Origin of the sequence: Mycobacterium hackensackense (genome assembly GCF_025822555.1) — a bacterium.
Classification (GTDB): Bacteria; Actinomycetota; Actinomycetes; order Mycobacteriales; family Mycobacteriaceae; genus Mycobacterium; species Mycobacterium fluoranthenivorans.
This window is the reverse complement of record NZ_JACKUC010000035.1, coordinates 1-1,774: the sequence shown is the minus strand read 5'-3', so window position 1 is coordinate 1,774 and position 1,774 is coordinate 1. Positions and strand designations below refer to the sequence as shown.

At 64.9% G+C, this 1,774-nt stretch carries 2 protein-coding genes and 1 pseudogene; all 3 read right to left on the bottom strand.

Going from position 1 to position 1,774, the window contains the following annotated elements; genetic code table 11:
• A partial coding sequence (locus H7J86_RS27870; protein WP_267294932.1) for a zinc-binding metallopeptidase family protein occupies positions 1 to 984 on the bottom strand: 984 nt, incomplete at its 3' end.
• 77 nt (positions 985 to 1,061) lie between these two features.
• Complete coding sequence (gene mbp1, locus H7J86_RS27865; RefSeq protein WP_090358965.1) at positions 1,062 to 1,292, bottom strand: microaggregate-binding protein 1; 231 nt, start codon at positions 1,290 to 1,292, stop codon at positions 1,062 to 1,064.
• Positions 1,293 to 1,400: 108 nt separating this feature from the next.
• A pseudogene (locus tag H7J86_RS27860) lies at positions 1,401 to 1,774 on the bottom strand (glycogen debranching enzyme); the annotation flags it as partial.

Sequence of the window (1,774 nt, the reverse complement as noted above, 5' to 3'; positions counted from 1 at the left end):
CTTGTCCAGCACCGTGGGCGTGAGCACGAACGGGTACAGGTCGTCCTTGCCCATCGACCGGTTGACCATGTTGAGTCCCCAGGACAACGGCAGCCACATATCGGTGATGGTGCCGAACCCGCTGGGCCCCAGCACGCGCCGTTCATAGGTAGCCCCGGCCGGAGCGAAACCGAACGCCGCGGCCGTATCCAGCGTGTCCCGGATGTGCAGGTAGTGGGCAAACGTCTCGGCCCAGTCCTCGGCAGGATGCATGGTGGCATACGACGACACGAAGTCCTGCTGCCAGTCCGTGGGCGGACCGTCGTTGTAGTGCCGATCCAGAGCCTGCTGGTAATCCTCATCCGGGTCGCCGAAGAGTTGCTCGAACTGCTGCGCATACTCCTGGACGGGTGCGATCAGCCGGTAGAAGTAATAGTGCCCCACCTCGTGCCGGAAATGGCCGAGCAGTGTGCGGTAGGGCTCCTCCATCGCGATACGCAACTGTTCGCGGTGCACGTCGTCGCCCTCGGCGAGATCGAGGGTGATCACCCCGTTCTCATGGCCGGTGAACACCTTCTCCTGCTCGCTGGACAGCAGGTCGAACGCCAGCCCGTACTCCGGGTCGGCATCGCGGCCGACTATCGGCAACCCCAGTTCGCGTAGCTCGACGATCATCCGACGCTTGGCCTTCTCGGCCAGCGCGAACGCGGCCAGGGCCTTGGTGTCGGCGTCGTTGGGACGGGTCCGGGTCAACGCGCACGACTGGCACAACTTCCGCACCGGGGCAACCGGAACCAGCCAATTGCATTCGGCGAGATGAAGATTGGCGCAAAGCTGATACTCGGTGTCGGCGACCGAACCAGCCTGCTCAGCCAGTTCATCCTCCGCGATCACCAGGAATGCCATCTGATCCAGCGCGAAACCCAGCCTGCTGTCACAGCTCAGGCACACCGAGTTCTCGAACGACAGCCGCTGCCCGCAATTCGGACACGTGAAATCCCGCATCGGTCATCCTTTTTGGTCGATGCAGCAGCCGAGCGGCAAGAGCCGCGGTGGCTCTTGCCGCTCGGACGGGGCTGCGATTATTCGGCGGCTTTCTGGCGCGCCTCGGCAGCGCTTTCGGCTGCGCGGGCGGCTTCGGCTTCGGCTTCCTTCTTGGCCACATCGCGCGCGGCGTCCGCCTTGTCCTGCTGGGCCTGGCCCTCTTCGCGGAGGTCGTCGCGGTCGGTGACGATGCCGATGACTTCCTTGGCCTTGCCCTTGACGTCCTCGACGATGCCCTTCACGGCCTCTTCGGGTCCACTGTCGCCCATGGTCATTCCTTTCGCCGGGAAAATTCGTACCCGGTCAGTACCCCACCGGGGCGTCCCCTCAAACCTGCAGTGGTATGCCCCGTTGCCGGTCAGACGGGGTGACGGCGGTCACGATGCGGGCGGCACGGCCCGCAGCACGAGCGTGGAACGGGCATCCACGATCAGGGGCTGCCCGGCGTCGATCGCCTTGGCCCCGTCCACCTGAACCGAATCCGCGGTGTAGAGGACCGGCTCCCAGCGGGCGGCGAATACCGCCGGGGGGACCAGATACTCGATGGGTTCGTGATGCGCGTTGAAGCACAACAGGAACGAGTCGTCGGTGATGCGTTGGCCGCGCGGGTCCCGATCCGGGATCCCGTTGCCGTTGATGAAGACCGCGACAGACTTGCCGAAACCGCTTTCCCAGTCGTCATCACCCATCTCGTACCCATCGGGTCGGAACCAGGAGATGTCGGGCACTCCAGCACTGGCGCGCTGCCGGA

What these genes read in the sequence shown, in the direction of transcription:
- mbp1 (WP_090358965.1), bottom strand. Translation starts at nt 1,292, where the DNA reads ATGGGCGACAGTGGACCCGAAGAGGCCGTGAAGGGCATCGTCGAGGAC.